Genomic DNA, 23572 nt, shown 5'->3' on the forward strand with positions numbered 1-23572 from the left:
CATCTCCGTATCAAGTTGCACTGCCTTCCTCAATCACTTTCTCGTACATATCTTCTAGTAATCTTTTAATTGCGATACTGTCATTTTTAGTGGCAAACAAATAGTTTTTAAACTGATCGATAACTCTGCGTGCTTTCATCACGATATCTGAAGAGGATCGTACCTCATCAAACATTTTAAGTATCAAATTAAACTCAATATAATTCATGGATTGAATAATTCTTAGGTAGTACTTATTTCTTTGCAAGCGATCAAAAAGCTTATCAAATTTGTTAAAACACAGATCAAGCTGTCGGGAATTTTGACTAGAGATATAATGCTCCATCTCATCAAACAACTCTTCAAAGCGCTTGAAAACAACATCTAGTTCCGTACTTTCTTTTGTCATTGTTTTCACAGTCATCTTGAAATGTTCCAAGTCGTAAGAAAACGTATCTTTAATTAAATCTAGCCAATCTTGTTGAACAATCCCCGTTGTACTGAGTCTTTCACGAATGACGGTTTCCAAGGGTAAGAAGACTGTTCCTTCAATATGAGCCCCTTCTTTTGTGGAATTGATGATATCTGGATGTGAGACACGTTCGATCAACTGCTCCATCTCATCTTTCATAGACAAGAAGAGCTTACTGGTGTATGTGTCTTTCCCTTCAACATCCTTTACAACGATAGCCTGCTCTTTTCTCCAATCAGTCAACTCAGTTTCCGTATAATTGATACCTTTTGCATATATTTCATTTCCACGAAAAGCAAGGTTGATCCCCACTAAAATAATCGGTGAAAATTGAATGTGACTCAAAACTTGTAGTGTTAAGGTCGCAATACTTCCAAATCTATCAATGTAATGGAATGCATTATCGTCATTTCTTTTAATAAACATGTCCATGATGTAATCGTCACGAACCAAGAAGTTTGCCATTTTGCCATGATAGTTATTAACGGTTTCAAACCCCATTGTACTACCAAACACTAAGGGAACATTATCGATTTTGCTATCAATCACTTTCTCAAACACCTTGGAGTTCAATGCACTACCATCATAAGCAAAAGTCGCATCCGGTGTAATACCAGCATTAATCAATTGGTTAATGGCTGAACCTACGGAAAAAATGTATGCAAGTCCATTTTCTTTGATGTAGCGCAAGTTCTCAAACTCATCGTTTAAGGATGGACCTGCCCCCACAATGATAGCCGGCTTGTCTTTAAAATGTCCTCCATGACCATCTAAAATATTGGGTGTTTTCATAATATGGGGCATGTTGAACAAGCCATTGATAGCCATCCTTTTCGCAAAGACTTGACCTGTTAACAATCTGTTACGCGCCTCATAGACAACATCTCTAAATGTATCAATAAAAGCTTTTGTTTGCTCTGCAAAAATTCTCTCGTAGCTTGGATGAACGACCACATATACTTCTTTATCTTGCAAATGCGTAAACTGCGATAATTGGCTCTTCACATCTTCTGCCCGTACCTCTAGCATCAAATGGACAAGCTTTTTCGAAGGACCCCAATCCTCCAGCGATCTACTTTCCACTAACTTTGAAAAAATAACAGCATTAGGCTCATAAATGGAAAACATAGCTTTTGGATGCAATTGTATAAATTCATCAATGTGATAGCCGAAACCGACACCATAAAACAGGACATGGCGATCTCCGATATCTTCAAGAGTTTGAATAAAGCGCTGCGCTTCTTGCATCGGATTATATTTGCTATGTATATAGTTCCATCCGGAATTGGCTAGAACTGCGATCGTGGTTCCACCTGTTTTCGTTTCTTCCACACGTACTTTTTCATTCTCATTTCGATCATATTTCTGAAAGTTGTCCCATAGCTGTGGGTAGTACTTTTTCAAACACGTTAGGTTATCAATTTGCATCATGCTGGCCCACCTCATGCATGGAGAGTTCACCAATTCCTTGATGCAATGCTTCATATTTTGTAATGATTTCATATTGAATAATATCTGCAATCATCGTATGGTCTTGTTGCATAACAGCAGTATTCAAGTCTTCAAGCTGTTGAGTAAAAACAAAGCTATCAACAAAATCAAGGTCAGCGTAATATTGTGAAGAGTTCTGTATCCACTGTACACCCTCGATCATTTGAGATAATTTCGTCCACTCCTCTGAAGAAGGGCTACCAGAATAGAACGCCTCAACAACCCCTGGGAGAAGTGTTAACGCTCTGCTCACATACTCACGAATGGAGATAAGCGTTTCTTTTGCAAGTTGCTCTTTTGTCACCAAAATTAGCTCAATAACTTGAATCGATTCCCTCTCGGATAAGAGCTCTTCAAAATGATCGTAAATTTCTTCTCCATCCACTTTCATCCCACAGAAAACCATTGAGCTTTCAGCAATGATTTGGTTTATAAAAGATATGATAGAGGTAACGCTATTGGTTTGTTGATCTTGTATATGAAACTCTTGATTATTCGCAATAATTTTCATAAGTGCCTCCTTAGTGTCAGTCATTATGTATATCGGAAACTTTTAGACGTTCAATTATATGATAAAGATGGAAATAAAAAAAAGCACGACTTCTGTAAAGAAGTTCGTGCTTTTTTAATGGAGAAAAGATTAACGCAGCAATTGCAGAACACCTTGTGGCAATTGGTTTGCTTGTGCCAACATTGCTTGAGAAGCTTGAGTCAGAATGTTGTTCTTAGTGAACGCCATTTGCTCTTTCGCCATATCTACGTCACGAATACGAGATTCAGCAGCAGTCAGGTTCTCAGCAGTGATGTTCAGGTTGTTGATTGTGTTTTCCAGACGGTTTTGGTTCGCACCCAGGTAAGAACGAGCTGCGGAAACTTGGTTGATCGCAGTATCGATGCTACCCAATACGCTCTTAGCGCCGCTTTGAGTACCGATTTTCCATTTTTTAACCATATCCTCAACGGATTTCAGGTCAAATTTGGAAGTAACAAGAGTCAAAGTTTGAGCTTTTTCTTGACCAATTTGCAAATCGATGTCTTTGCCACCGTTACCATCCAGCAAAGAGATGCTGTTGAACTTGGTGTTGGACATGATGTTTGTTACCTCTTTAGTCAACTCATCCAACTCTTCTTGCAGACGGGAGCGGTCAGTAGTATCTTGGTAAGTACCGTTCGCAGATTGAGTAGCGATTTCTTTAACGCGAACGAGCATGTTGTTAACTGTTTGCAATGCACCCTCAGCAACTTGGATCAGAGAGATACCATCTTGGGAGTTGCGGGAAGCTTGTTCCATACCACGAACTTGTGCGCGCATACGCTCGGAGATGGAGAGACCAGCAGCGTCGTCAGCAGCACGGTTGATGCGGTAGCCGGAAGACAGTTTCTCAACGTTTTTGGACAGGTTGCTGGAGTTTACACCCAGTTGACGATGAGTGTTTTGAGCAGACATATTGTGTTGGATAATCATGTAAAGTTCCTCCTTGAGTTGTCGACAGTCACGTCCCTGTGACTGTTGCAATATTTTGAGACGATTCACAATCGCGCGCTTGTGACTTTGTCTCTACACTATAGTTATCGGTTGGGAGCATTTGTGTGTTTAGTGTTTTTTCTACTTTTTTCTGCAAAAAAAGAAAAAAGATGATCTACTGACCATCTTTTTTCTCCTTGCTGGTTTCAAAAAGCTGTTTCACAGCAGCCCAATCACTCTGATTCTTCGTAGCAAGTCGATTCTCTTCCTGAATGGCTTCAAAAATCTCTTTTCTATGCACATCCAAATTACGCGGTGCTTCGATGCCAAGTTTGATCTGATCTCCATCAACGGAAATAATTTTAATTTCGATGGTGTCTCCAATCATGATCGATTCATTTTTCTTTCGAGAAAGGACGAGCATGCAAACACCACCTACTTTCTATTGACAGCTTGTTGCTCGAACAACGGCTGACGAATGGAGTATATATCTTCCTGTATAATGACCTGCCTTCCCATCCGATTCGACAGGTTGACAACAATTGGAGCCTTTAGGTTTACTGTTGCTTGATTGTTTCCGCGAATTGTAACGATAGAAAACACTCCGATTGGCGAGTCCTCTTCCACTCGTAATGCTTCTTTTGCTACATTGGATAATTCAAACTTGTAGTCTGGAAAAAAGGAAAAAGGATCAATGACCCAAAAACCAATATCCTTCTCTTCTGTCGATTGAATTAGAAAAAAGGGACTATCCTCTTCTTGCATCAACTGAAAAAACTGCAAATGAGAAAACCCTGGGATGCCATCCTCAAAAAAGAGCCTACCCAATTCAACCTGTTGACTTCCACTCATGTTTTCCCCTCGCTTACATCATTTGATCCAGTTGACTTCCTGCCACGCTAATCTTCAGGCTATTATATTGTATCATATAAGGCTCTACCTTACCCGGTGTATAGGAAAGTTCTGGAGGTCTTGATACAGGATCAATGCTCATGCCATTCCGCGTGACATGGATGGAGACCGGGTGTACCTGAAAATTAATATCTACACCTTCATCATTAGATGTTGACGATGGTCTGTATCCACCCTCTAAGACTTTTAAGCCTTTTTCTCTGCCAATTTCCGCGATTGCATTCTCTTTTGTATAAATTTTCATCATACGGTCGCCATCTTGACTTTTCTCAGCGATCGCTTGTAACCACTTTTCCCGCCCATAGGCTGCATTCTTGTCACTAAACTGCATCGAGGTCATGATGCCGATGTTTGCGCGTGCCTGACTAGAATCGATCTGTAGCTCGATCCTTCCTTGTTCAATATTAAGCTCTGCAGGCTTCTGACTAAGGTTCATTTCCGCTTGAGGCTGCTTGATTTCCTGTATCGGTTTTCGGATATTTAGACCAAGCTGCGCAAAAGTGCTTTCCATGCGTATCTGTGGAATCTGCATCACGCCATCCTCCTACTCTCTATCTCAAAAAGTCTAACAGAGTTGGTTGAATAATGCGGGCCCCAGAACCCAATGCAGCTGAATGTACACTTTCCTGCGTTTTTAGATTGGTCATAACTTCAGCCATATCAGCATCTTCATTCTTCGACATTAATCCCGTAATACTTACTTCTTGGGAATTGAGCCTCTCCGCAATTAAGTCCACACGATTCACACTGGCACCTAATGATGCTCGCTCGGCTAGGAGATTATCATACTGCTGATCTAATCCCCCAATAAATTGGGAAGCGGATCTTCCGTTATTCAGTTCAGTCATAATGTTATCCAGCAATTTAAACATATTATTTGCATTGTCTGGGAAATTAAAAATGTTTTGGGCATTGACATTCGATGTAACAAAGACATTTTGACTCACTTCTAAATTAATGGGAGAACTATTATTGCTTACAAAATCTCCTTTACCGCCGTTTGCATTTGAATCATAGGGAGGTTTATTTGTATCAGTTCCTGCAAAGATATACTTTCCATTTATTTGCTGGTTAGCAAGAGTTCCTAAATGGTTTTTCAGTTCCTGAACTTCAGATCCCATTGTTTTCAAGTCGTCAGGCGAAATGGCACCATCCCCAGAGTACACTAACAGCTCCTTGATACGCTTCATGACGCTGCCCACTTCATCCATGGTACTGTCTGTCATTTCCATCCAAGACTGTGCCTCACCCACATTTCGCTTATACTGGTCATTCTCCATCAACGAAGAGCGGTAAAACATTCCACGCGCTGCTATGACTGGATCATCAGAAGGTTTCTCAATTTTGCTTCCAGAAGACAATTGATCTTGCAAACTATCCATATTTCGCATCGATTTATGCAAATTCCGCAGCATATTACTATTCAGCATGTTCTGCGTCACACGTACTGCCATAATCTATTCCCTCCCAATTAGAGGCCCACTCGGCCCATACCGTTGATGACTTTGTCCAAAACTTCGTCCATACTTGTCATGACACGAGCAGAAGCACTGTATGCATGCTGGTATTTCACCATTTCTGCCATTTCGTCATCGATCGATACGCCAGATACTGATTGACGTTGGTTGTCAACAGTGCCCACGAGCATTTCAGCGTTTAATTGGTTACGCTCAGCTTCCTGGGCGTCAACTCCCAATTGGCTGATCGTGTACCGATAGTAATTATCCAGCGTAGAGCTTTCAGCCAAATCGTTAGGTCCAGTGCCGGCAGCCAGTACCTTGAACTTAATTGAAGCAATAGCCAGAGCGCTCTTGTTATTTCCTACAGGGGTGCCTCCTGCTTCTGCTTGTGCAGCCGCAATCGCATCCAAGCTCTTCATAATTTCCGGATTAATGACAATCCCAGATGCACTCGTTGGATAATTTTTGGTTGCTGGGTTAGCAGCCAGTGAATTCGCATCCACAAAGAACGGCAAATCCTGTACAGTCCCATTGTTAATATCACTCAAGCTTCGTCCTGCCCGATGCAGATCATTAATTTCTTTCGTCAGATTCACCGCCAAAACATCCAAGCGTTTCAGCATGCCCGGCACGATCTGATCACGAGATTGGAGGGTTCCTGCCATGTAGCCGGTTGTCGGCACAAACGCCGCTCCGCCCAGCGTCATGTCACTCATGCCCGTAGCTGGATTCTGTACAGTAGCTACCGGCTGCGATGTAATTCCAGTAACAAATTCCCGACCTTCAATGGTCACGTTAACCATACCCGCTGTTGATTGAGTCGCACGGACCTCCACCAGCTTGGAGAGCTTGTCCAAAAGCACGTCACGCTGGTCGTAGAGATCATTTGGCTGATAGCCGTGAGGTACAACGTTTGCAATCTGATTGTTCAGGTTTGCAATCTGTTGGCCCAAGGAGTTGATCTCCATTGATTTTACATTGACCACGTTATTGAGATCAGTTTGTACTTCCTTAATATGATTGGTCAGCGTATTAAATGTATCCGCTACTGCCTTGCTTCGTTCTCGAACAACTGCGCGAGCTGATGTATCAGTAGGGTCTTTGGCCAAGTCCTGCCATGCTTGCCACATTTGGTCCATAACCTTTTGCAAACCAGTGTCAGACGGCTCGTTCATGATGCCTTCCAATTTCTCCAACGTTTCCAAACGCCCATCCCAGTAACCTTGACGTTTGTACTCATTCCGATACTGAATATCCAGAAACTCTTCCCGCAGACGCTGGATACTAGTAGCTTGAACCCCAGTCCCGAGCAACCCTGGCTCGATACTCGCTTGCATCCCTACATAAGGCAAACCATTCGTAGCCTGCATATTCACGCGCTGGCGGCTGTAGCCTTCCGTATTCGCATTGGAGATATTGTGGCCCGTTGTATTTAGCGCGGACTGTTGAGCGAACAAGCCGCGTTTGCTGACTTCAATTCCATGAAAAGTTGAGCGCATTTCGACACCTCTTTACGCTTTTTTATTGAAAAATGTTCGATTAGCCTGACGGTACGTATCCGAGGTTGGCCTTCCGTAGATGTAGTCGTCCTCGGGTGTATCTGTGATCAGGTCGAGCGTCATGTTAACAAAAGAAAGGGATTGCTCCAGTAACTGCTGATTCAGGTCGTTAGCATCCCGCAGTTCAGTCACAATCCGGCTTAGCTCATTACGACAGGAAGTGAGTCGCATCTTCTCTTCCGCACTGGTCGTCAACTTGATCAATTCAGCCAGTGTGCCTTCTTGCAGCGCAAAGCCCTTCTGTGCTGTCAGTTCTTTTACGACTTGCTGGCGGGCTGCTTCAGCTTCTGTGACGCCCTTGATCAGTTTTTGCTCCTGGCGTGTAATGGCTATAAGTTCATCCACATTTCCTTTTACCAGCACTTCTTTCTTGTGCATGGCTAAGGTGTACAAGGCTTTGTGCAACTGGATCAAGTTGTCGAGCAGATCGTAGAGTCTGTTCATTCCTTGCTTCTCCTCATCTTCCATCGAAACTATTCAAAGAGGCTATTCAAAAAGCCCTCTTTTGATCTGTGTTACAGCTTTTTCCAAAAGGACAGGAGCTTATCAGCGATCCGCTCACTTGAGACGTGATATTTTCCTTCCTCTACTTGCTTCTTCAACTGCTCCACTTTTTCCCGACGTTGCGGAGAGTTGACATCTTCTACTTGCTTTTGCATTTCCAGCGCTTCTGTGGAAATGTTTACTTCATCCTTGCCCATCGGGATTTTGCCGCTTTTGCCTACCTGATTGTTGCCTGTTTTGTTGTAAGCATTGATCATCCCGACACGGTTAGGTTCATTAATCCGCATCTGATTACCATCCTCTCATACCAACGGTCTTTTCATAGAAAAAACCGATGACACCTCTTAGTAGTATCATCGGCAATTTCATCATGTACGATTAGTTTTTTTGCACAAAACTATTCGTCACTATTCTGCTTTCTTCGATAAGCTGCATTAGCCAGTTCGGCGCGTTGGAATTCGTCCAAACGTTGCTCTACCTCGAGTTGTTGCGTAATTTCATGCTTCAAGCCTTTTAGACAAGATTCGCAAATATTACCTACTCGAATTAAAAAACCGCAGCGCTCACATGGATAACCAAGATTGGGATTTCCCGCAACCGAAATACGCCCTTCTTTAATAAACTTCGTGATTTGCCTCACGCTCACGCCGGTGGCTTCGCTCACTTGATGAATATTCGATCCGCGATTTTCACGCTTACGCAAATACTGGGCGCATGCCTCATATTCTTGTTCCACTTCTTTATAGCATTTGGGGCAAATGTCACGGACTGCTTGTACAAATACAGCATCACACCGCGAGCAGTTTGCCAACTTGCCCATAGACATATCGGACAACCCCTTTTCCGTTCAGAAAGTTCATACGGTTCCGCATCCGTTGTATGCATACATCATAGCTTAATTTTTCCAAACTGGCTATCGGTATATTGTCAAGGAGTACATCTCGCAGCTTGGCCTCAAATGTTCTCTGATTGTCCTCGCGCACGAACGCAACGTCGAACCAGTTGTATAAATATCGTCAAGGAGCAGGATTTTAGCAGCAGTGGGCATATCCTGACCATTCCACACAAAAGCTCCGTGCATGCTTTCGTGACGTGCAGCGCGCCCTTTTTGCTTACTCAGCTTTGGGGTGTCCCTCGCCCGGAGCAGCAACGGTTTTACAGGAATTTTGATTGCTGCTCCTAAATGACGAGCCAGCAAATCAACCTGATTAAAGCCGCGTTCCCGTAATCGCTGCGGATGCAGAGGAACCGTCGTGATACAGGTAAACCCCATAGACTTGTAATAACGCTGAACGGTAATGGCGAGAAGTGTACCGTAGTATGAAGCTAGCCGCTCATCACCGCGGTATTTAAACAATCCGAGCAAATCCCTCTCTCCCTTTTCGTAGCGAAGCAGGCTCCGATTTGCGACCAAACTCTGACCATCTTCTCCATGAACACAATCCCTGCACAACCCTTCGTGGCTGATATTATCCTGAAATTCCCTATCCCGCCCGCACCGCTGGCAAATATCATGCCCAATCAACGGCAAAGCATCAAGGCAAGCTCCACATAACATAATCCCTTTTAACATACGATAGGTGATCGGATAGCCCGCCTGGTCTGATAGCTGTCGCGCTTTTTCTCGAGCGACCGATTCCTTTAGGGATGCTACGATACGCCCACCACAACGAACACACATCCAACTGGTCATGAAAGGCCTCTTTGTTCCGCGAGCTTTTGAGCCAAGCAGTTCATCTGTGAAATCTGTCTGACAGCCCGCTTTGGAGAAGTAGAGCGTTCTGCTTGCAAAAATAGAACGCTACCCGACGTATCCTCAACGGATCGTCCTACTCGCCCTGCTATCTGAACCAATGACGCCTCGTCAAAAACGGGTGCCTCCGCACCTACCACTACAACGTCACTCTTCGGTATGGTCACACCCCGCTCCAGAATTGTCGTCGTCACCATGACGGTATACCGTTTTTCTCGAAATGCGAGTACCTTCTCCTCCCGCAAAGGGTCTGCCGCGTGGACTCCTGCCATCTCCCCTGCGTGAGCAGGAAGCCACTTTTGAAGGTATGATAGCATCCTGTCAATTTCATCAACTCGAGGGACAAAAACAAATACTTGCCGGTCTTCATTCAAGGAGTTGTTGACCGTGTCAATTAGCGGTGCCACTGCTCGATTCGTCTGAACGCGCTTATGTAAGCCTTGTACCGTGAGAATCTTGGGGACAGGAAGCGCAGCACCATGATAGCGTCCAGGCAACAGAACATGTGTATCAGAGAATAGCGGTATCGCGCCAGAGGAGCCTAGGCTTGAACGCCCTTTTCTAACGAGCCGCTTTTGCAAATATTCCGGAGGTGTCGCGCTTAAGTAAAGGAGCTTCCCATTCTTTTTCACTGCTCTGGATAGCGCGCGATACAAAATGGGATCATTATGATAAGGGAACGCGTCGGCTTCGTCGAGAACCACCAGCAAAAAACGTCGATGATAGCGCATGACCTGATGCGTGGTCGCAATCGTGATGTCACTTTCTTCCCACTTTTCCGCGCTCGAACCATGGACGGCAATCACTTTAGCCCCCGGAAAGACTCGCTTAATGCGCGGAGCCAGCTCCAACACGACGTCCTTTCGAGGTGTCGCAATCAGAACGCGACCGCCAGCAGCAAGTGCCTCCGTAATCGAAGGGAATAATAGCTCAGTTTTTCCTGATCCACAAACCGCCCAAATCAAATACTCAGACAGCCCTGGTCTCGGATTGGCTACAAAGCTACGCGCTCGGTCAGCTGCCCGCGATTGATCTGCCGAATACTGTCCCACCCACTCCAATCTCGCCACGTTTTGCAAGTGGTCTGCGCTACGGATTAGCGATGACCCTACATCCATTAAAAAATACGGCGTACAACACTTACTCCTGCCCATCCCTAAACAAGCTGTGCAATAAGCACAACCTTGCTCACACGTATGACAATAAGTAATCTCCACCTTCATTCCTGCACTTCCGCAGCGCTCACAGACCAACTCTAGCCGATTGCGCCACCATCCTCTTGTGACGGTAAAACGAATACCAGGTCGCCACTCTGCTTTGTTTGCAAGCACGAATGAATGCAAAGTGGCTGGTAAATCATGCACGTCCACCCCTCGCTTTTTCAGCAAGGACTCAACTTCATCCCATAGAAGCGCACGCCCATCCAAAATCTCGCTCAAAACAGCTTTTTGTAAATTCTCGTACGCGGAGCTCCTTTGTAGAAGTTCGCGACCACTCGAATAGCCCAACTGAGCACCCGGCAATTTCCCCGATTCTTTGTCACCTTGATACGAAACCTTCACACTCTCCTCAACCGACTCCCAAGAAAACCACCCATGCTCTCGGCGATCCTGTATGTTCACTGCTTCCCGCCCATATAAGCTGCTCGCTTCGCACACGCTACTTACTGCCAGCGCTCTCAACTCTTTTACATATCCATCAGTCAGTACCCGTCCTTTACCGATTTGATCCGTCAAATACCCGTTCACTTTTGCTCGCAAGGAAAAAGCAAGAGCAAGCGACGAGGTCTTCCCGATGACATGCAAAACACACCCTTCTCTCTCCTGCCAAAAAGACCGATCTACAGAAAAGCTTGGCGTAACATAAGTCTGCACCTGTGGTATGGATCCGTCGCAAGCTTTGATATACAGCAAATACTCACGCATACGCTCACTCCTCGCCTTCTTGCTCTTAGTGTGCAAAAAGACAGACTGGTCCAGCAAATAAATTTCAGAGCCAAAATCAGGTCGTAAAAAATAAAAAAGCCGCCGATCTATTGTCGACAGCTCATAATATTTACGCTCAGCAAACTTTTATGCTCCCTCTTTATTCTCCCGCAGATCAATGACAATGGTTCCAGCCGCTATCTCTTCCTGTACGTCTCCTAAACAATAGCCGTACGGATAACGATTCAAGACGGCTGTCATCCGTTTCGTATCATCGTCAGATCCATCATCTATCAAGGTAATTCGGATCGGTCTGCCACTCCAATACGAGCGAAACAGCAGACTCCTCACTACACGTTCCAGCACCTGTTCCGAATTGCGCACCAGCAACCGATAATGCTCATGCGGGAGCTCGCTCACGCTATCTGTCCGATTGGTCCAGCGCTCTGCGATCATTACCAGCAAAGAGGAGCAGCCAAATGCTGCCAAAAGCCATACAATCAGCTCTTCCATCACGGTCATACCTCCTCCTATACCAAGGTATGCCGCACGGCTTGAACAGCGTGCAAATAGGAAGCGCTTCCTACAATTTCACCCAGCCGTTTTTAATGGAGATGACAACCGCTTGTGTCCGGTCTTGAACATTAAGCTTTTGCAGAATGCTGCTGACGTGATTTTTAACTGTCTTTTCACTAATAAACAGGAATTCCCCAATGGCACGATTACTTTTCCCTTCAGCCATCAGCTGCAATACTTCCCGCTCGCGACGGGTAAGCGACTCGATCACTTTTGGATCGATAGCTTGTGACTCATCTACGGAGAAGCTACGCTCGGCGGTCCCTTCCTGCTCGCTCAGACGACGGAATTCTTCAATCAGCTTGCCCGTCACCTTCGGATGTATGTAAGCACCACCACTCGCCACTACACGCACAGCGTCAACGAGGTCTGACGTTCCCATTTCCTTCAGCAGGTAGCCAGACGCTCCAGCGCGAAGTGTACGATACACATAACCCTCATCATCATGAATCGAGAGCATAATCACACGAGTAGAAGGGCTAACAGAAATCACATTTTCTGCAGCAGAAACGCCATTTATGTTCGGCATGTTAATATCCATCAACAAGACATCCGGCTTGTGCTCTTCCGCCAATACTGTGGCTTCTCCTCCGTCCGCACCTTCCCCGACGACCTTGAAATCTTCTTCCATTTCCAATATTCGCTTTACGCCTTCGCGAAATAATTGATGGTCATCCACAATTACGATGCGGAGTTCTTGCTGTCTCTTATCCATGGTTCATCCCCCAGTACTTATTTACGTATCACGTCACAATTTTATCGGTATTTGGAATATAACCTTGGTTCCCTCTCCCGGAGCAGATTGCAGCTCGACACTGCCCTCTAAGAGCTGTACACGCTCACGCATTCCCAAGAGTCCAAAAGAGTTGCCATTCGCCATGCGTTTTTCCAGATCGAATCCTACCCCATCGTCTTTTACGACAAGGCTTAACGAATCTTGTACAAATTCCAGCTTCACTTGTACGGTCGTAGCGCCTGCGTGCTTCTCCACATTGTTCAGGCATTCCTGAACCAAACGGAAGATCGCAGCCTTTACCGAACTGCGCAAAGGAGGCTCCACACCAAATACTACCAGATCGATGGAAGACTGAATACGCTCTTCGCACGTTTGAATATATTTTTGCAAGGTAGGTACTAGCCCTAAGTCATCTAATGCCATTGGCCGCAAATCAAAAATAATACGTCGAACATCTGCCAAGCTCAAGCGTACCATTTCTTTCAGCTCGTGAAGTTCCATTTGCGCTTCCAAAATGCGCTCGTTTTTCAACATGCGCTCTACAATTTCCGAACGCAACACGACATTCGCCATCGATTGAGCTGGACCGTCGTGAATCTCGCGCGCGACACGCTTGCGCTCTTCTTCTTGAGCCTGGATGACCTTTAGGCCCATCAACTGATGCTGCTTAGCCGATTCCAGCGCCTCACCTATCTTGCTTAAGTCACCCGTCAAGTAACCAAGCACGACGCCCATTTGAGAAACCAGCTTTTCCGCACGGACGATGGTTTCTTCCAAGGTACGCAGCTGACGCTCCAAATCATTTCTTCTGCGCTTCAAATTGTTTTCCCGCTCGCGGTAAATGGACAGTTCTACCTGAATTCGGCTCGCCTCTTCATACGCAACCCGGATATCCTCCTCCGTGTACATATGAAAATTACGACTGACCAGCACGAGCTTGTTGCGCGATTTGCGATACGCCAGTTCAAGCGCATCAACTTTTTGAATTACTTTGGAAATCTCTTGTCGAAGTTCATGTAAATCAAACTTCAATGAGTTGCCATGCTGTCTGGCGTTTTCAGCTATATCAAATATTTGGGTTTTACTCGTTTCTACGGTTTCAATCGTTCGCTTGATCACCCCGTCCAGCACGCTGATGTCTATCGCTTTGTTCATGATTGCTCTCCTTCAAACTCTTTTTTAGCCTTCGTGAACAACTGTTGGAGGTGCTCTTCTTCTACATCTCGCAGTCCCATGTCATTGCGCGGAATGGCAAACGGATCTGTTCCTTGTTTAACGAATCCACGATTGGATGTAAATACATAGCGATAGCCAGCTTGACGAGCTGTCTCCAGTACGATTGGACTTGTGAAGCCAAACGGCAAGGAGATAACTTCGATCTCTTGCTTCATCCATTCGCTTAAACTGACGCGAGATATACTAAAATCCACATAGAGGCGGTCTCTGTACTCTTTCTCGTCCTCTAAACGATGCAAGTCCTTCAGATAGACCGGAGCTGTTTCTGGGCCAAGATCGCCCCACTCATTTCGTTCTTCCTCTTCATGCAGACTGTACGTATGGGACCCGATCGTAACCAGTCCCGAATGAATCATTTCGTTAACTTGTTGACGCGTAAGTGGTGGCGTCATATTCTCCCGTTTTCGGTCAGCTACATCTCTTAAGCGCCCCGCAATCGCGAAGTTCACTGAAGGGTAGCCGTATGTACGTAAGATCGGAAATGCTTCTTTGTAGTAACTCTCATACCCATCGTCAAACGTAATCAAAACAGCATTCTCAGTCGGTAAGGTACCCGTCTCCATAAATCGCAGGAACTCCTCCAACGAAATCGGATTCAGGTCGTTATCATGCAAAAATTTCATGTGTCGGGCAAATTGATCAGGAGCTATGACATACCGCTGATTCGATTGATCCGTGACATGATGGTACGTCAAAACCACAACCTGATTGTTATACCACTTTTTCGTTTGAACCGCTGCTTCTTCAATTGGTGTGACGTTTGGCTCAGCATTTTTTGTCTCACTTATGCTTATAGACGTATCCACTTGGGGAAAAGGTTGCACTTCTTGTTTATTCTTTTTTTCCAGAAAAGATTCGCCTAACAACCCAATAGCCACTGCAAAAAACAAAAAAGTAAGAAACACGATCAGGAAGAGCCTTCTGTTCGGCAAAAAAACCCCTCCTCTACTTCCTCACTAGGAGATTCGACACAGTCCTACAAATTCCTGTGCAACAATTGACCCAATAATTGGATGACTTTGCACCTAACATGAAAAAGAGCCCAGTAGCAATACCAGGCTCTTTTTATGTCATTCAGCAATATTACAGTTGAGCAGCCTCTTGCTTCAGAACTTCTGCTTTGTCTGTTTGCTCCCAAGGAACATTCAGGTCATTGCGTCCGAAGTGGCCATATGCAGCTGTTTGTTTGTAGATAGGACGACGCAGGTCGAGTTGCTTGATGATACCAGCAGGACGCAGGTCGAAGTGTTTGCGAACCAATTTCACCAGAGCTTCTTCGGAAATAGTACCTGTACCGAAAGTATCTACTGCGATGGAAACTGGCTGTGCTACACCAATTGCGTAAGCAACTTGTACTTCGCATTTGTCTGCGAGGCCAGCAGCCACAATGTTTTTCGCTACATAACGAGCTGCGTAAGCACCGGAACGGTCAACTTTTGTTGGATCTTTACCGGAGAACGCACCGCCGCCATGACGAGCATAACCGCCGTAAGTATCTACGATGATTTTGCGGCCAGTCAAGCCAGCATCCCCTTGTGGTCCGCCAATTACGAAACGGCCAGTTGGGTTGATGAAGTATTTGGTTTCAGCGTCCAACAGTTCAGCTGGAACAACTGGTTTGATTACGTGTTCAACCAGATCTTGCTTGATTTGCTCCAAAGTTGTTTCAGGAGCATGTTGGGTAGAGATAACGATTGTATCGATGCGAACTGGTTTGTCGCCATCGTACTCAACGGTTACTTGTGTTTTTCCGTCAGGACGGAGGTAAGCAAGTGTTCCGTTTTTACGCACTTCAGTCAGACGACGAGCCAATTGGTGGGACATGCTGATCGGAAGTGGCATCAGCTCAGGTGTTTCATTGCAAGCAAAACCAAACATCAAACCTTGGTCACCAGCACCAATAGCTTCGATCTCAGCGTCAGTCATTTTGCCTTCGCGCGCTTCCAACGCTTGGTCTACACCAAGTGCAATGTCAGCGGACTGCTCGCCAATTGCAGTAATAACACCGCAAGTGTCAGCGTCAAAACCGAATTTCGCACGGTCATAACCGATTTCACGAATGGTTTCACGAACGAGCTTTTGGATATCCACATAAGTGTTTGTAGTGATTTCACCTGCTACGAGAACCAAACCAGTAGTTACGGAAGTTTCGCAAGCTACGCGAGCGTTAGGATCTTTGGACAGGATCGCATCCAAGATGGAGTCGGAAATTTGGTCACAAATTTTATCCGGATGTCCTTCAGTTACAGATTCGGATGTAAACAGACGACGACCTTTTTGCAAAGCCATGAGAAAATACCTCCTTTGACCTCATACAAATAGTGTGGTAGCCGAGTCAGGATTTTATCTACGTAAACGCAAATAAAAAACCTTTTCCATTTTTTAGGAGGAAAAGGTTTGAGCGTTTTTTGCTTCCTTCATCCTCTTATCGGCCAGAACAGATGTCCGTTCTGCTGGTTAGCACCGCTCTAGATCGGTTGCCGGGCTTCATAGGGCCAGTCCCTCCGCCTGCTCTGGATAAGAGTATCCATTACGGATAATAGAATAATTGTTTTTTTCAGAGATGTCAATAGGAAAAATTTTACTTATAGTTGATAGGCCTTGGAAAGTACCACTACTACCTCGGCACGAGTTGCCCTTCCATTCGGTTTAAAGGAAGAACCGTACCCATTAACCCAATTTCTTGATGTCAAAGCCTCAATAGCAGGAGAAGCCCAGTGACTCGTTGGCACATCCTGATAATTGGAAGTACCACGGTTATACATCAACACATTACGTGCTCGCGCGATCATTACCGCCATCTCTGCACGCGATATCGGCTGATCCGGCTTCATTTCATTCTTCGGATACCCTTTCAAAATTCCCAATTGGTAGGCTACACCCAGGTTGTGATACGCCCAGTGCCGCTTTGGCATATCCCGGAAGGTCGTTTTTCCTGTATAGGTAGTCGCTACCTTGGAACCGGTCGCACGCATCGATTTAAGCAGCATGGTCGCAAACTCTGCACGGGTCACTGCCTGATTCGGCTTGAACGACGCATCATTAAATCCATTTACAATATCGCGTGAGCTGAGTCTGACGATCTCTGAGCGCGCCCAGTGGTCCGAAATATCGCGATAGCCGGCTATCAATTTTTGCTGCGTCACCGTGAGTCGGTACGATTCATATTTGAACGAAGTACCGCTATTAAGGCGCACATAATATTTTCCTGGCTGCAGACGCAAACCGATAATATCGTTTCCTCGATTAGACAGCTCCGCTACCTCATTCGTCGAAGCAATCGCATAGTTCATGTTTCGATCGCTGTAGAGCGCGAAACGAAAGCCGCTATCGACAGGAATGTATGGCGCTCGGAACGTCACATACGATTCACTATTCACAGTAAATTGGAACCAGTCGGAATCAGTAGCTGTCGGTATCGTCCCTGACATCACTGTCCCCCCGCTTAGCGGAGACGCTTTTTGGTAGGTGTCATTCGGCTCATTAAAATCTTTTTTTACTGGCGTGTATCCCAGATCCAGCTGATATTCGCCATTCACCGCATTGCGATTGTACTCACTCACACGGATGTAATACTTGCCTGGTGACACTTCTTTTTGAACGCGCTCTGTCGGATTATCTTTTGTTCCATTATCGTAGTTAGGGTCCCAGACAACCATCTTTTTTCCGACCTCTTGTTTACCGATACTCAGCAATAGATCGACACGCTTGTTATCAGGACTAACGGAGACATCCAAATGCCCGTATTCACGAACATAGTAGGAGAACCAATCCTGATCCCCTTCATCGTGAAAATTGCCTGTTACACTGATTTGGTTGCCTACGAGCGGCCTTGCCGTCTCTTGCGTATCGTTCGGTTCGTTACGGTCCGGATTGATGGTAAACTTACTCGTCAACACGTAAGTAAAAGCGTTGTTGACCCCTCCGTTACGCATTAACCGGATATTCATTTTTCCCGCTTTAACTGGGACCGTTATCGTATCCCCATTCCCGAAGTACTGCGTAATCGGCGGACGATTCTCTGGGTAAAAAGTAGCTGCCATCGCTGAAGAAATACCGGAAGTCACTGATGCTGTGAAGCTGACCTTCCCATCGTAAGGGATGTCCATCTTCAGCCAGTCTATCGTGTCTTTTGGTCCCAAATTTCCACGTATCTGAGACTCGATCGGGAACGCCTTAGCTGAGTAGGTCTGATTATTCGGCTCTAAAAAGTCATAGGATAAAGGCGTTCGAACTGCCTTGTCGACATTTAACAACCCGTAGCCCGTTTTCCGGTCCCATCCCTTTTCCCCTAAGTCGGTAGCCGTTTGATAAAGCAATTGTCTTACATCAAATGGACTTAGTTTGGGATGACGAGCTAGTATGAGCGCCGCTGCCCCCGCAACTTGTGGTGCCGCTGCTGAAGTCCCGCTAAAAGAACCGTATTTCCCCCCTAGCTTGGTCGTATAAACATTGAAACCAGGCGCTACCAGGTTAAGCTCAGGTCCCGTATTGCTTTGATACAGCACTTCATTGTTACTCCTCACAGCCCCTACCGCTATCACCGTGGGATAGGCTGCCGGAAAAGCCACTCGGCTACTCTCATTGCCACTAGCTGCAATCAGAACAGCTCCGCTTCTTTCCGCTCGTTGCACAGCATTCGCCAGCTCCTTGGAGTAGGACATACTGCTAAGAGACATCACAATGACTTTGGCGCCACGATCCAAGGCAGTATTAATACCCTTAGCAAGAGTCTGTACCGTAGTATCTCCATTTTTGGCCAAAACTTTAATCGGCAAAATCTTCGCATTCCACAAGACACCGGATACACCAATGCTGTTATTCCCACTGGCAGCCAGTACACCCGTTACTTCTGTTCCATGTCCGTTATCGTCCTGGGCCGATCTCCCGGGATTGACCAGATTCACACCCGGCAGAAGGTTGTCCTTCAAATCAGGATGCTTATAATCTGCACCAGAGTCGAGCACCGCGATGATAATCTGTTCATTACTATTTACGACTGACCAGGCTTGCTGAGCTCTAATCTGATTCAAGTGAAGCTGGTTACTCAAATAGTAGTCATTCGATGCTGGTGGTGCTGCAGCATAAATTGTTTGGTGGTTTGCCATCATTAGCGCGACACTTATCGCAGTCGCTACTGTTATGTTCACTGATTTTTTCATGTAAAACAGTCCTTCCTTCTCTCCCCTGCAAAATCAGCAGTCTAAAAGGAATTCAGGTATTTATCTTCTCGTCCTAGCATAGCGGATGAAAAGGGAGACACGCAACCCTGATTAGCCAATATTTGGAACGTTATAACAGTACAAAACCCTTTTCACCATGGGCAAAAAGGGTTTTCTCCTTACTGTAACAAACCTTTATTGTCTTCCACTTCAGGTGCTACCTGAGCTTTTTCTTTTTTTCTTTGCTGAGCTTTTGGAATAAAAGCAGTCAGTTCCGCCAGATTTACCTCTTCCTTTTTAATGGAGGAGAACGGAATATCAAATGCCCATACACGATGGCTATTTGCTTCTACCTTCATGTTTTCCAAGGTGAAGTGTACACGTGCAACGGTATCGCCATCCTTATCATGAACGATAATCGGTACTTCGGTAAACTCCAGACGTTTTGCCAGACCGTTGCGGAAAGCAACGATGACTTTCAGGCCGTTATCTTCACCTGGCTTGATGTCGAGAACTTGCAAATCTACTTCGCCCTCTACAATCGGAGCCTTCTCTGCTGCCTGCTGCATGTATTGCTTGGACTCATCTGCACTCAGACCCAAATTAAAGTTTTGATTCTCTTCTACTTCGTGCTTTTTCGGCTTGATATAGGTCAGCTTCAGAGGAACCTCTTTTTCAGGAATACGGTCGAACTCATCCCAGCGGAACATGAATTCCATCGGACGGCTGGACATTTCCATCACTGGACCAGATGTAATCAGATCAAAAGTCTTTCTCGCGACTTCCTCTCCATCCTCCGTCACCAAAGACAACGGAAGCTTTTGCAGCAAAATGCTGCGGTCAGTCGCATTGCGAACGTAGGTAAGAACCAAGTAACCATCATTGGTAACCTGTGTGAAGAAAGGAATGATACCTAATTCGTTACGAACAACCGGGGGCATTTCATCATGCGCGTATTGCAAGAGCTCATGCTCCGCTTCGTCCAATTGATCATCCCACGGACCGTCCAGCACCAAAAACAGTTCCTTGGATTCCACACGGTTCGCAGATTGTTGCGGATTCTCCAATCCAGATACACCCAAGTAAAACTCTCTATGAAGATTCTCATGAATATCTTCGCGTACTTGTTCCAGGCTCTCCTTGGAACCAAACCAATTTTCCAATAACCAACTCATAAGTCAACCTCCTCTTTCCCACACCTCAAAAGTATTGCGCTCTATTCTACCTCAAGCGTCCATCTTTTCAGGTCGGCATCAGGCTTTTTCACTAAATTTGGCGGGAATACAATCATCCACGGACGGCTGTGGCCCGGCTTCACATTAATGCTGCTTGCGTCCAGTACACCTGTTGCTACCAGATCACCATTTGCATCAGCAATTGTCAGCTTGATTTCATCTGGACGGTATTCGTGAGCCATCCCATTGCGGAAGAGCATCGCTGCTACCAAATGTCCTTCCTTTGTCATACCGATGTCAAAACCAGTAACCTGTACCGTATTAATCGGAATCACTGGCAAAGACTGCGTCAACGCTTCCAGACGATCCTTTTGGCGATCGGTCATGCGCTTTTCCATTTCGGGATCGAGCTCCAGATTACGAGGCCATACATGCGAATTTCTCCCCGCCTTCATAACCACTTTCCAGCGTTTAAAGGTGAAGTTTTCATGCAGATAGCTTTCTTCCGGGAACAATACTTCCCACGGACGGCTGGTATGAGGCGGAATTGCGCCCATATCAGACAAATCCACCTTGATCCTTGCAAACGCCTTATCATCAAGATAAATCGCTAACCCAACGTTTTTAATCCGCACTGGCTTATTCGTGGAGTTACGGAAGAACATCGCTACCGTCATGCCGTTTGGCTGGGGAATCATACTGAATCCCGTTACGCTAATCATGCCTTTACGCATCTCAGGCAATTCTTCTTGCAAAAAGCGAAGCGTATACTTTTTCTCGGAATCCAGCTCGCTCTCCCAAATCGGGCTCAGAGACAATTCCGTACGGATTTTTTCTACCCCACCTACAGACTCTTCCTGTTGCTCGTTGCTCTCCATTTCGACCTCGGTGTTTTTCAATTCAGCAACATCGATGGCAGACTCTTCTTGAATATCTTTTTTCAGATCCTGTTGATCCTTACCTAATAAATTCTTCATAAAGGAAAACATAGACTACCTCCTCACACGTCCGAACACGAACGAAGCTCTCTTATCATGATAAACTTTTTTGACTAGCCCATGCAAATTTGCTCTCTTGCATTAGGCTCCTTGGGGAACGCTCACTTTCCAACGGGACAAGTCGAGCTCTTCCTTTTGAATGCTCTCAGGCGGGAAAATAAACAGCCATGGCTTGCTCGTATTGGCATTTACAGTCAGGCTTCCTAGTTCAAACAGGCCCTCTGCCACTTTATCTCCGCTTGCATCATACAGCGCCAGCGGCAACGTTTCGAAGGACAGCGACTGTGTAGAGCCATTGCGAATCAAAAGCATCGCATTCAGAGCACCACTTTCGGTTCTACGAATCTGCACACTTTGTATATTTACTTCTCCCTCTTTTAGAGCGGGGAGGTTCTTCGCTAATTCAATTAAGGCCGTTTTTTGTTCATCTGTCAGCGCCTTAATCCAGGATTCCTCCAGCTCCAGCTGCTGTGGAAGGACCATCTTCTTCTGCGCCATTTCAAAAGCAATCTTCCAATTCACGAGAAGAACTTCAACTTGTAAAAAGTGCTCTCTGGCAAATACAAACGACCACGGTCTTGCGGAACGCGGCGGAATTTCTCCGAGCTCACTCAAATCAAAGGATTGGCGAGTAAACAACTCCTGATCCCCAAACAGTACCACCAGTGTCATCTCATTTAGGCTGATTGGACGATCCGTGCTGTTCCGGACGAAGGCTACCACTTCAATCCCGTCATCATGCGGAACGAGTGAAGTCCCTGCCAAGGAGATATTTCCTGGCTGCAACGGTTCCAGTTCCTGAGCCATAAAGGAGAGCGAGTATTTCTCTTGCGCACTCAGCTGACTCTCCCAAGATTCATGCAGAGAGAGTGTTGTTGTGACGCCAGTTGATTCAACCTGTACCTGTTGTTCTTTCTGATGTGACTGTTCGGTATCAGCAGCGGAAAGGATTGATTCCTCCTGCACCTGCTCTCTTACCTCGTTGGTTGTTGGTTTATTCCCCATTAAATTTTTCAAGAAGGATAACATATCGTCGCTCCCAACTTTTCTCTACATCTATATATAGTTACATTCGTCATCCACTATAGCATAGTGACATCCTTTTGCAACATAGAAAACTTGGCATTCCAAGCAGAAAACAAACGGCTTTTGCAACCTTTTCATTGCCCTATTCGTACTGTTAGTTATGTTAGGATACCCGTACGCAGCAGGGGATGTCAAGGAATGGAAGGATGGGCGGTGGGACAAAAACGGAGAGCCTGGTTTGCTCGCAGCCTCAAGGACCGTTTCTTAGTCCGTCTATACCGTGCCAACACCTTTGAGCGCTCACCGTGTCTTCGTTGCATATCTAATGAAGAAAAAATTTTTATGCTATCGAGATGTCAGAGATTTTGTGTATAACATTTCCATAATGAGTTAAAGTTTACAACGTTGTTTATTATTGATAAAATGTAAGGGTCTAAACAAATAACTTGGGGAATTTCTTTTTGGCCAACTGTCTTGTGCAGTTGGTTTTTTTTATGTGGATTACAGGAAAGAGCCTATACGAAGCGACAGGCTCTTTCTTATATGCTAATTTCCGAGTTCTATTCTTCCTGACTCTTCCGCCTGCAATTCTTGGATGGTTATTGCCCCCACCTATACCTTCAATCTGATGTACCTTGACTTGGACAAATGGATTTTTTCAGTTCCTTCTATTATAAGGATGATTTGTCCTTTTCAATCATTTCGTTTACCTCCTCCATGACTGCATAAGTGATAACGTCGTTGTTGATTATGGAAACTTTAAACATTTTTGTACATGTATTATTCGTACCAACAAAAACAAAAAGCCTATCCTGCCTAAGGATGAGCTTTTACTACTAGGTTAGAGGACTATTCGTTAATAGAGTGGTCCTATTTAATTTTACCAGTTTTATTTTGCTATTTTTTCAAACCATCAACTTCCAAAGGCAAAACTACACTTCCATATTGTGGGGATTTCCATTACTTAGCAATCAGCTACATCTATATTCCTTTTTTCTACAAATGATGGGTAACATGGACACTATGAAAATACTGGTAGGACGTGATTTGCTGGAATTGGTGAACAATTAGAAATTATTGTAAGGGTTAGTGCTATTAACGGTACAACTGTTGAAGTTAAATTCAACAAAGAAGTTGATGGAA

At 45.3% G+C, this 23572-nt stretch carries 22 protein-coding genes and 1 riboswitch; all 22 genes read right to left on the reverse strand.

What is annotated here, in order from left to right:
* Window positions 1-10 precede the first annotated feature (10 nt).
* A complete protein-coding gene (locus KB186_RS24725; protein ID WP_232774569.1) occupies window positions 11-1882 on the reverse strand; it encodes a motility associated factor glycosyltransferase family protein in 1872 nt (623 codons plus the stop codon).
* The gene (locus tag KB186_RS24730; RefSeq protein WP_221867379.1) at window positions 1869-2453 is read right to left on the reverse strand and encodes a hypothetical protein; all 585 of its coding nucleotides are present in this window, start codon (window positions 2451-2453) and stop codon (window positions 1869-1871) included. Before KB186_RS24730 ends, KB186_RS24725 begins: the two co-directional genes overlap by 14 nt.
* 129 nt (window positions 2454-2582) lie before the next feature.
* Window positions 2583-3407 carry a flagellin N-terminal helical domain-containing protein gene (locus KB186_RS24735; RefSeq protein WP_173612186.1) on the reverse strand — a complete coding sequence of 275 codons (825 nt, stop codon included), beginning with the start codon at window positions 3405-3407 and terminating at the stop codon, window positions 2583-2585.
* Window positions 3408-3582: 175 nt separating this feature from the next.
* The gene (gene csrA, locus KB186_RS24740; protein ID WP_173612185.1) at window positions 3583-3831 is read right to left on the reverse strand and encodes a carbon storage regulator CsrA; all 249 of its coding nucleotides are present in this window, start codon (window positions 3829-3831) and stop codon (window positions 3583-3585) included.
* An 11-nt stretch (window positions 3832-3842) separates the two neighbouring features.
* Window positions 3843-4259, reverse strand: coding sequence for a flagellar assembly protein FliW (gene fliW, locus KB186_RS24745; RefSeq protein WP_173612184.1), 417 nt, complete (start codon window positions 4257-4259; stop codon window positions 3843-3845).
* Window positions 4260-4272: 13 nt separating this feature from the next.
* Window positions 4273-4851, reverse strand: a complete 579-nt coding sequence (locus KB186_RS24750) for a DUF6470 family protein (protein WP_173612183.1) — start codon at window positions 4849-4851, stop codon at window positions 4273-4275.
* 19 nt (window positions 4852-4870) lie between these two features.
* Complete coding sequence (gene flgL / locus KB186_RS24755; protein ID WP_221867378.1) at window positions 4871-5773, reverse strand: flagellar hook-associated protein FlgL; 903 nt, start codon at window positions 5771-5773, stop codon at window positions 4871-4873.
* 17 nt (window positions 5774-5790) lie between these two features.
* Window positions 5791-7278, reverse strand: coding sequence for a flagellar hook-associated protein FlgK (gene flgK, locus KB186_RS24760; protein ID WP_173612181.1), 1488 nt, complete (start codon window positions 7276-7278; stop codon window positions 5791-5793).
* Between the two features lie 12 nt (window positions 7279-7290).
* Window positions 7291-7782, reverse strand: coding sequence for a flagellar protein FlgN (locus KB186_RS24765; RefSeq protein WP_142065939.1), 492 nt, complete (start codon window positions 7780-7782; stop codon window positions 7291-7293).
* 71 nt (window positions 7783-7853) lie between these two features.
* Entirely contained in the window at window positions 7854-8129 is a 276-nt protein-coding gene (gene flgM / locus KB186_RS24770) for a flagellar biosynthesis anti-sigma factor FlgM (protein ID WP_016742371.1), read from the reverse strand.
* A gap of 110 nt (window positions 8130-8239) precedes the next feature.
* On the reverse strand, window positions 8240-8668 hold the full coding sequence (locus KB186_RS24775; protein ID WP_221867377.1) for a TIGR03826 family flagellar region protein: 429 nt from the start codon (window positions 8666-8668) through the stop codon (window positions 8240-8242).
* Window positions 8669-8755: 87 nt separating this feature from the next.
* Entirely contained in the window at window positions 8756-9535 is a 780-nt protein-coding gene (locus KB186_RS24780) for a ComF family protein (protein ID WP_232774570.1), read from the reverse strand.
* Window positions 9532-11520 carry an ATP-dependent helicase ComFA gene (locus KB186_RS24785; RefSeq protein WP_232774572.1) on the reverse strand — a complete coding sequence of 663 codons (1989 nt, stop codon included), beginning with the start codon at window positions 11518-11520 and terminating at the stop codon, window positions 9532-9534. Before KB186_RS24785 ends, KB186_RS24780 begins: the two co-directional genes overlap by 4 nt.
* 147 nt (window positions 11521-11667) lie before the next feature.
* Window positions 11668-12033, reverse strand: coding sequence for a glycosyltransferase family A protein (locus tag KB186_RS24790; RefSeq protein WP_173612244.1), 366 nt, complete (start codon window positions 12031-12033; stop codon window positions 11668-11670).
* Between the two features lie 70 nt (window positions 12034-12103).
* The gene (locus KB186_RS24795; protein WP_015893575.1) at window positions 12104-12811 is read right to left on the reverse strand and encodes a response regulator; all 708 of its coding nucleotides are present in this window, start codon (window positions 12809-12811) and stop codon (window positions 12104-12106) included.
* A 33-nt stretch (window positions 12812-12844) separates the two neighbouring features.
* The gene (locus KB186_RS24800; protein WP_047069765.1) at window positions 12845-13987 is read right to left on the reverse strand and encodes a sensor histidine kinase; all 1143 of its coding nucleotides are present in this window, start codon (window positions 13985-13987) and stop codon (window positions 12845-12847) included.
* Window positions 13984-15000 carry a polysaccharide deacetylase family protein gene (locus KB186_RS24805; protein ID WP_173612176.1) on the reverse strand — a complete coding sequence of 339 codons (1017 nt, stop codon included), beginning with the start codon at window positions 14998-15000 and terminating at the stop codon, window positions 13984-13986. The genes KB186_RS24800 and KB186_RS24805 overlap by 4 nt, the downstream gene beginning before the upstream one ends.
* A gap of 151 nt (window positions 15001-15151) precedes the next feature.
* Window positions 15152-16357, reverse strand: a complete 1206-nt coding sequence (metK, locus tag KB186_RS24810) for a methionine adenosyltransferase (RefSeq protein WP_015893578.1) — start codon at window positions 16355-16357, stop codon at window positions 15152-15154.
* 133 nt (window positions 16358-16490) lie between these two features.
* Window positions 16491-16592, reverse strand: a riboswitch (SAM riboswitch).
* Window positions 16593-16653: 61 nt separating this feature from the next.
* A complete protein-coding gene (locus KB186_RS24815; RefSeq protein ID WP_221867374.1) occupies window positions 16654-19230 on the reverse strand; it encodes a S8 family peptidase in 2577 nt (858 codons plus the stop codon).
* Between the two features lie 179 nt (window positions 19231-19409).
* Window positions 19410-20405, reverse strand: coding sequence for an SLAP domain-containing protein (locus tag KB186_RS24820; protein WP_232774574.1), 996 nt, complete (start codon window positions 20403-20405; stop codon window positions 19410-19412).
* A gap of 41 nt (window positions 20406-20446) precedes the next feature.
* Window positions 20447-21394: an SLAP domain-containing protein gene (locus tag KB186_RS24825; RefSeq protein ID WP_221867373.1), complete on the reverse strand. Its 948-nt coding sequence runs from the start codon at window positions 21392-21394 to the stop codon at window positions 20447-20449.
* A gap of 90 nt (window positions 21395-21484) precedes the next feature.
* The gene (locus KB186_RS24830; RefSeq protein ID WP_232774575.1) at window positions 21485-22432 is read right to left on the reverse strand and encodes an accessory Sec system S-layer assembly protein; all 948 of its coding nucleotides are present in this window, start codon (window positions 22430-22432) and stop codon (window positions 21485-21487) included.
* Window positions 22433-23572: the final 1140 nt, after the last annotated feature.

Origin of the sequence: Brevibacillus sp. AF8 (assembly GCF_021270385.1) — a bacterium.
In the GTDB taxonomy this organism is placed as follows: domain Bacteria; phylum Bacillota; class Bacilli; order Brevibacillales; family Brevibacillaceae; genus Brevibacillus.